This window comes from Acidithrix ferrooxidans (assembly GCF_000949295.1).
GTDB lineage: Bacteria > Actinomycetota > Acidimicrobiia > Acidimicrobiales > Acidimicrobiaceae > Acidithrix > Acidithrix ferrooxidans.
Genome location: NZ_JXYS01000102.1, coordinates 20,902 through 28,388, shown reverse-complemented (window position 1 = coordinate 28,388; position 7,487 = coordinate 20,902). Strand labels below are relative to the sequence as shown.

Annotated in this window: 6 protein-coding genes; 3 read left to right on the top strand and 3 right to left on the bottom strand. The window is 45.8% G+C overall.

What is annotated here, in order from left to right; genetic code table 11:
* A partial coding sequence (locus AXFE_RS15170; RefSeq protein WP_052606796.1) for an IS1595-like element ISAxf1 family transposase occupies positions 1-683 on the bottom strand: 683 nt, incomplete at its 3' end.
* Between the two features lie 87 nt (positions 684-770).
* Between AXFE_RS15170 and AXFE_RS15165 the strand changes: the two genes are divergently transcribed.
* Both AXFE_RS15165 and tnpA read left to right on the top strand, forming a co-directional pair.
* Positions 771-1,025: a transposase gene (locus tag AXFE_RS15165; protein ID WP_052606795.1), complete on the top strand. Its 255-nt coding sequence runs from the start codon at positions 771-773 to the stop codon at positions 1,023-1,025.
* Between the two features lie 210 nt (positions 1,026-1,235).
* The gene (gene tnpA, locus AXFE_RS15160) at positions 1,236-1,658 is read left to right on the top strand and encodes an IS200/IS605 family transposase (RefSeq protein ID WP_160291892.1); all 423 of its coding nucleotides are present in this window, start codon (positions 1,236-1,238) and stop codon (positions 1,656-1,658) included.
* A 198-nt stretch (positions 1,659-1,856) separates the two neighbouring features.
* Here the strand turns inward: tnpA and AXFE_RS15155 are convergent, their stop codons facing one another.
* A complete protein-coding gene (locus AXFE_RS15155) occupies positions 1,857-3,023 on the bottom strand; it encodes a PTS transporter subunit EIIC (protein WP_052606793.1) in 1,167 nt (388 codons plus the stop codon).
* Positions 3,024-3,492: 469 nt separating this feature from the next.
* On the bottom strand, positions 3,493-5,292 hold the full coding sequence (gene uidA, locus AXFE_RS15150; RefSeq protein ID WP_052606798.1) for a beta-glucuronidase: 1,800 nt from the start codon (positions 5,290-5,292) through the stop codon (positions 3,493-3,495).
* Between the two features lie 616 nt (positions 5,293-5,908).
* Between uidA and AXFE_RS15145 the strand changes: the two genes are divergently transcribed.
* Complete coding sequence (locus AXFE_RS15145; RefSeq protein WP_200891307.1) at positions 5,909-7,180, top strand: hypothetical protein; 1,272 nt, start codon at positions 5,909-5,911, stop codon at positions 7,178-7,180.
* The last annotated feature ends 307 nt before the right edge of the window (positions 7,181-7,487 follow it).

The following is a 7,487-nucleotide window of genomic DNA, read 5'->3' as shown; positions in this document are numbered from 1 at the left end:
AGAGTGATCGAATGCGCTAGTCCAAGGTCTCGAGCACATACCCCGTAACTTGGGTTACCATCACTTATCAGCTTGGTATCGGAATCTAAACGTCTCATAAAAACATCTTTGAATGATTTAGCAGTGGTATCTTTGATTACTTCCATGAAGCAATGAGTAGGAGCACCATTGCTAATCGACACTCCAATTAGGACATTGGTTTGTTTTGTTCCCTTTCCTCTTCTGCCTTCGCCATGGCTCTCACCACCTAAAAAGAACTCATCTACCTGGACGTTTCCTCCAAGTTTATATAAACCATTTCGGTCAGCCATTGCTTTTCGTAGCTTATTTAGCATCAACCAGCCAGTCGAATAAGATACTTGAACGAATTTAGCAATGGTAGTAGCCGAAAGACCACGCTTGTCGTTGGACAATAGATAGATAGCGGAGAACCACTTGGATAAAGAGATATGGCTTCGATGGAAGATGGTTCCGGAGGTAACGCTAGTTTGACGGTGACAAGATTTACATTGAAAAAGTGGAGCTCGAGATGCTGCATTTCTTCGATGGTTTGGCCTGATTAAGGTAAACTGGTCAGAGTCACACTTTGGGCATCTAAATCCCTCTTTCCACCGCAATTTGATCAAATGATCTTCACATGCTTCCTCTGAAGCGAAGCGTACCATAAAGCCTGAGATATCCACCATGCCTCCTTTATCGAACATCTGTTCTACTAAAGATTAGCTCCAATCTGGTCTCGGTGGAGGCGAAACTTACGAAACTTGATAAGTATGAACGCTAATGCCGTTTGGTTGGAACTTGGTGCAATTGCACACAACCTGGCACGGTTCACTGCACGAATAGGCGCTATTACACAAACTGTAATAACCACACCAAAGCTTCGACGGTGTTACTTTCAGATCGCAGGACATATCACTCGTTCAGCTAGAAAAGTAATACTCCATCTTGAAGAACACTGGCACTATAAGGATAAGTTCTTAGAGGCTCTTGATCGGATCAGAAAGTTTGAGATCGCCATCACCTGAACATCTGGTTACCTAACACACTGAATATTACTTGAAACAACTGCTCTAGAAGACAAGGGATTAGGTCACTATGGCCAAAATGAGATTTCACAATCTCAAAAATGACCAAAAAGGCTCAACCACAAAGGGAATAGGTCATATTTGGCACTCTGAAACCAGATTTAAGCCATAGACCCTCCGTCAAACCTAAATCAGTTCCAAAAAACCGACTTGGATTCACACCGAAGGGCTCAAGCTGGTCCATTTCTGTGGATTCAGGCTAATATAGCATTATCTACTAAGGACTATATTTCACTACATGACGATGATTGGCGCAATGGAAGGCATGTGGTATATCAATTACATGCACACATCGTCTTGATACCTAGATATCGACGTAATGTCATGACCGAGAGAGTTAGTGACGAGATCAGATCTGCCCTCATTGAGGTGTGTACTCGTTTCGATTCCACCCTCGATGCTTTCGAAACAGACGGCGATCATGCCCACCTACTGATCACCTACGCAGCTAAAGTTGCCCTGTCGAGACTGGTGATGTCTATGAAGACACTTATCGCCATGAGAGTAAGGGCAAAGAACTGGCCGGAAGTCCGAGAGGCTTTGTGGGGGCAGCACTTTTGGTCGCCCTCCTAGTCGATAGTGTCTTGTGGTGGAGCCCCATTAGAGGAAGTGAAACAGTACATAGAAGACCAGAAACTCCCAAGAGGTAAATCAGGTAGACCGAGAAAGAATTAGGTCGCTTGACCCCTCCCTTACGGAAACCGATTGCGCTCCCGTTGGTTCAAAATCAATTGAAAGTGGCCAAACGCAAAAGATAGGCCAAGCCAACTACTAGAGCTGAGACTTCGCTTCTTTTCTATCGTATCCGAAGATTACTGTCATAGCGAGGGCTCCTGTCAAGGCAACGGCCATGCCAATCAGGTACGGAACCATAGGCGAAAAGAGTGGTATTGACATAAAGCTTGGAAAAGCGAGAGATACCATCTTGACGCCACTAGCACCAGCGATAGCGCCGCCAACTGCTCCGGCTAGAGCAACATAGATGAACGTCCTGCGATAATAAGGAAGAAAGAAACCGTAGAGGATTGGGCGGGTTTCACCCGAGAAGATAGCTGGAACCAAGCTCGCGCCTGCAAGTGCCTTGATATCACCCTTTCGACCTCGAATGACCATACCAAGTGCGAAACCGATCTGAGCAAATACGCCAGCTGATGCGGTTGCAAGGATGGGATCTCCGCCTTTAGCCAGATCCAAAATGACAATTGGAACGAGAGCTATATGCAGTCCGATTATCGTCAGAAACGTCCATGCTGCCCCCATAACGCCACCAGCGATGAGTCCATTGCCCCTAAACAGTGCAGTTACAACGTCACTAACCAATTTCCCAGCATAAGTTCCAAAGGGGCCAACCACAATAGCCGCGAGAGGAACAAAAACGATGAGCGACAGCATTGGGACCAAAAAGATCTTCAAGTCCTTCGGTACAACTCGGTTCAACCATCTCTCAACGAGGCCATAGAGAGGTATGGCAAAAAAGATCGGTAAGATCGTCGAGGAATAGTTAGCAAGCACCACTGGAATCCCGATAAAGGAGGTGCTGGCTCCGTGGGCGAGGAGCGAAGTGAAGTTCGGCTCCATAAGAGCTGCGCCAATTGCACTACCGATATACCCATTTGCACCCAGGGCGATTGACGCGCTGTAACCAAGGAAAATCGGTAGAAAGTAAAAGATAGCATTCCCGGCTGCCGCCAAAATTAGGTAGGTGCCAGATTTAGGGTCTATCCAATGAAACTTCAAAAGTATTGCAAGCAATGCTTTGATAGTTGCTGATCCCGCAAAGAGGGGAATCAGCGGACCGAACGAGGTCGAAATAAATTTAAAGATCCTCTGAACCACACTGCTGGCCCCGCCATCTTCAGCTTTTGATACCCCAGCATCGATTGTCCCAACCGCAATTTCCTCGTCCGCCTTTGCATCCGGACCGTTTTCTAATTTCATAGTAGAACCCCCTCGACTAAATACTTAATTTATCTATTCTTATCCCAGCCAATAATGAAAAATATTCAAAAATGAACAGTCATCTCCAAGGGATCAATTAGCTGCAATATGAAAAATGACATGGAAAACTAAAGGAGATGATATATCTCCATATTTTTATAATTTATAGTGTCGAATAGGTCAATTATGTTTAATCAAACCGATACACTAATTTGAATATATTGTTGACCTTGTAATCCACAATATCGCCATAAAAGAGATCCACATAGGCCACAGATGACTCTCGATAGATTCCATAGATTCGATAGAATCAAAAAGAGACTTCGTTACTTTCTCTTTCCGAAAGATCTCCTTGGTCGTCTTGTGATGCCTACCTAGACCGAAGAATCACAGTGGCCCACAGTGCTTCACGGTGCTCGACAGTGCCCCGCAACGCCCCAGATCGCCCCAACATCCCAGGCAAGATCTATCACTTGTAGTTGTAGTTAGCCATAGAACTCCATCGGCGCCTCAATTCATGGGCCGCGGCCTTCGGCTTTCTATCTCTCGTAAATACCCCCTTTTTGTTACCCTGTACTCGCAGAACACCTTGACTAGTCGCAAAGTCTGCAAAGTTCCAAACTTGTTCGCCTACCACCCAGGAGCACTTGTCAAAGACCTCGTGATAGGTAGATAGAAAGAGCGATTGAAACTCCTCGGTAAACATCACAGGATCTACATCGTGAAGGCCAGCCACAGTATCGGCTCCATACTCAGTCATTAGGATCGGCTTTTGTGGATGCAGATTATGCCAATCGATCAACTCTTGATGGAGATGCTCGCCAGCGGCCTCTAGATCTCCACTGTCGACGTACCATCCGTAATATCGATTTAGAGCAAGAACATCGACTAACTCTGCAACTTCGCACACCCCCGGCGTGGCCCACTGATGGGTAACGATCGTTACCGGACGCTTCTGAGGATCACACTTTCTAGCGAGTTCCACAAGGGGAGCAAAGTATTGCCGAGCGCCAGCCTCCTCAGAAGCTGGCTCATTAGCTATCGACCACATGACCACTGATGGATGATTTTTATCGCGCGCAACGAGCTCCTCGATAACCTTTTGATGATTAGCGAAGGTCCCAATGTGCTCCCATGTATTCCGATGCTCACGCGAACCAAATAGCACAGCGGCGAAGTTGAGGTGAAGGCCCACTGCAGGGGTTTCATCTATCACCACTATGCCTTGGCGATCGGCGAGGCGTAGTATCTCCTCTGAATATGGATAATGGGCGGTTCTAAATGAGTTTGCTCCAATCCACGCAGCCAGATTGAAGTCGGCAACATTTAGGGCTTCGTCGAATCCACGCCCATGAATAGAGGAGTCCTCGTGCTTACCAAAACCCTTAAAGTAAAATGGCTTTCCATTTATAAGAAACTGTGCATCTCTCACATCAACGGTTCGAACTCCAACCGGAATCGAATAGGTGTCCAAAACGACACCGTTCTCGCAAAGGTCAACTTCGAGATTATACAGATACGCATCTAGAGGTTCCCACAGGACCACATCGCCAATCTCCAAGGTCTTAGATGGCCCATCGCCGCTAGCAGCCAAATTGCCATCCTCGTCGCGCAGTCGCATCTTTAGGTGATTAGCACCGCCAACAACCTCCACGTCCACTTGAACATGACCAAGAGATCCAACCGTCGAAGTCACAACACTAAGATCGGAGATATAAGACCTCGGTGTCGTATAGATCTTCACAGGTCGATGTATGCCTGCGTAGTTGAAGAAGTCAAAGTTCGGTGTGTTTTTCACAACACGACCAAGGCCACTTATCTCTTGGTCAAAATAAGTTCCAACCGGCAGAGTTGTCTCATCAACGACATTATTTACCATTACGCTCAAGCGGTTTGGGCCCGAAATTAAGAATTTATTTATCTCGAATTCGAATGGTGTGAAGCCACCATTGTGCTCACCTACATATTTACCGTTGATGAATACTCGCCCAAAGTGCGTAACCGAACCAAAGCGAAGAACCACTCTCTCACTTAGAAGAACGCTCGGTACGCTAAATGTCGACTCATAACAGACCCACCCAACATGGTTGCGTATCTTTGAAGTTACCCCCAAATCGTTATAAGAGGCTGGAACTGCCATAGGCATAGCCCCAACGAGTGGGTGGTCGACAAATGTCTCATCGAACTCATCGCTTGTGCCAAGCACAAAAGACCAAATTCCACTTAGATCAATGACAGCTCTGGTGTCAGTACTTATTGGATACAACAAACCAAAGCACCCCCTATCTCTTATCTCGAGCCCCAAGAGTGCGGCGGTAGGTGATTAATCTCCTACGCACACGCTCATACAAAATCATTGATTGTTGAAAAAATAACTCATCAATATGGATGATTGTATAACATTTTTTATGCACACGTTCACATTGGGTAGAATTATTTTAAAAATCTGGAAATTGCAGGCCCAGAGCCCCACCAATACGAAGATCGAAAATGCGACACTTACGACAGCTATAGCGAGCACCAATAGTTGAAGATGTATCGATCACCCAAAATCGAAAAAGTACACACTTGCCATCTTTTCTTGTCCAACTAACCACTTCAGAGGCTATTTACCACCTCTATCTAGGCGCATGCAGGGATAGATTTGTGCGAGCTGTAACGCCGGTTGCACAAAGTAGGATCCCTACGTCAGATCCGTGCCTTCAACGTCATCACACCCACTATCCAGCCCAACGATCCCAATAGGTGGAATAGAGCAGTTGACCTGTGAATGTGACAAATCTAAAAAAAGTAATGTTATCGTGTGCATAATATGATTACAATTACTAGAAGGCACTGATAAGACCATTAAACGTCGCATTTGAAAACAAAGGGGAGGATCTAAGTTGTCCATCTTGATCACAAATGGAACCGAACTCCGAAATGCCGTGAATAGGCTCGTTCAAAATACGCCAGCAACCGATGTTCACACGCACCTCTACCCCGCAAGCTTTTCGGAACTGATGCTCTATGGAATCGACGAACTGCTCACCTATCACTACTTAGTAGCCGAGACCTTTCGCCATTCGTCCCTTAGTTACGATGAATTTTGGGGATTAGAAAAGCACCACCAAGCAGATCACATTTGGTCGACTCTCTTTTTGGAGCATACCCCGATAAGCGAGGCCACCCGAGGGGTTCTAACTACCATCAACAAATTGGGTCTCGTTAGTGATGAGCCAAAGCTTTCCCAATATCGAGATTGGTACGATCAAATCCAACCACAAGAACTTGTGGATCTCGTCTTTGATTTGGCAAAGGTAAAAGATGTTGTAATGACCAATGACCCCTTCGATCAAGACGAACGTGACAAGTGGAATTCAAAGGCCAATGTTCGCAGTAGCCTCGACAACAGGTTTCACTCGGCATTGCGCCTTGATCCCTTGTTGAATGATTGGGAGACGACCGCTAAAAAACTAAACCAATGGGGCTATAGGGTAGATGCGCAACTAGGCGAGACAGATGATGAATCATTAGGTGAGATAACTCGCTTTTTGTGGGAGTGGATCCAAAAGATCGATCCGCTCTATCTCGCGGCTTCGCTTCCTAGTGACTTTAAATATCCAAATTCCGACATTCGAACCATCTTGATCCAAAAGTGCATCCTACCCATCTGTGCTAAGGCTAAGTTACCACTTTCAATAATGGTTGGCGTCAAAAGAGGAGTCAACCCAAGCCTCAGGCTCGCTGGAGATATGTTGGCATCTGCAGACGTCACCTCGATTGAAAATCTGTGTCGCGACTTTCCCAATCAGAAGTTTTTGGTAACATTCCTATCGCGAGAGGATCAGCATCACCTAAGTGTCCTTGCACGAAAATTCAAAAACCTTATGATCTTTGGATGCTGGTGGTTCCTGAACACACCCTCCCTAATCAAAGAGACAACACAGATGAGATTTGAACTCCTTGGAACGAGTTTCGTTCCACAGCACTCCGACGCCAGAATCTTAGAACAACTTATCTACAAGTGGTCACACTCTAGGGCGGTCATAGCTGATGTGCTAGTTGACCAGTACCAAGGGGTCCTGGACACCGGATGGAAAATCACCCATGACGAAGTTGAGAGGGATGTAAATGACCTCCTCTCCGACAACTTCTGGAGGTTTATAAAGAAATAAGTTCTTCAAATGACTAAATATGAAAAATCATCTCTTTGACATGGTGCCTGGCCTTGGGCGCTAGCCAATACCACACACAAGACTAAACCAGCAGTGCCATCATTGTCATAGCGTCTGAACTACCAAATCTAAGACGATGAAGAAAAAGCGGCGGTTGAAGATATAGATGCAACTTTGGATGACGATGCCACTTCATAGTGGGCAAATTTTATAGGTCAAAATTGCAAGTTATCCTGGCGGTCGTATAGACCTAGCAACGATCGAAATTGGGATCAAGAAATTGATCACTATGAAGCGAGAATAAAAG

What these genes read in the sequence shown, in the direction of transcription:
- AXFE_RS15165 (WP_052606795.1), top strand. Translation starts at nt 771, where the DNA reads ATGAACGCTAATGCCGTTTGGTTGGAACTTGGTGCAATTGCACACAAC.
- AXFE_RS15155 (WP_052606793.1), bottom strand. Translation starts at nt 3,023, where the DNA reads ATGAAATTAGAAAACGGTCCGGATGCAAAGGCGGACGAGGAAATTGCG.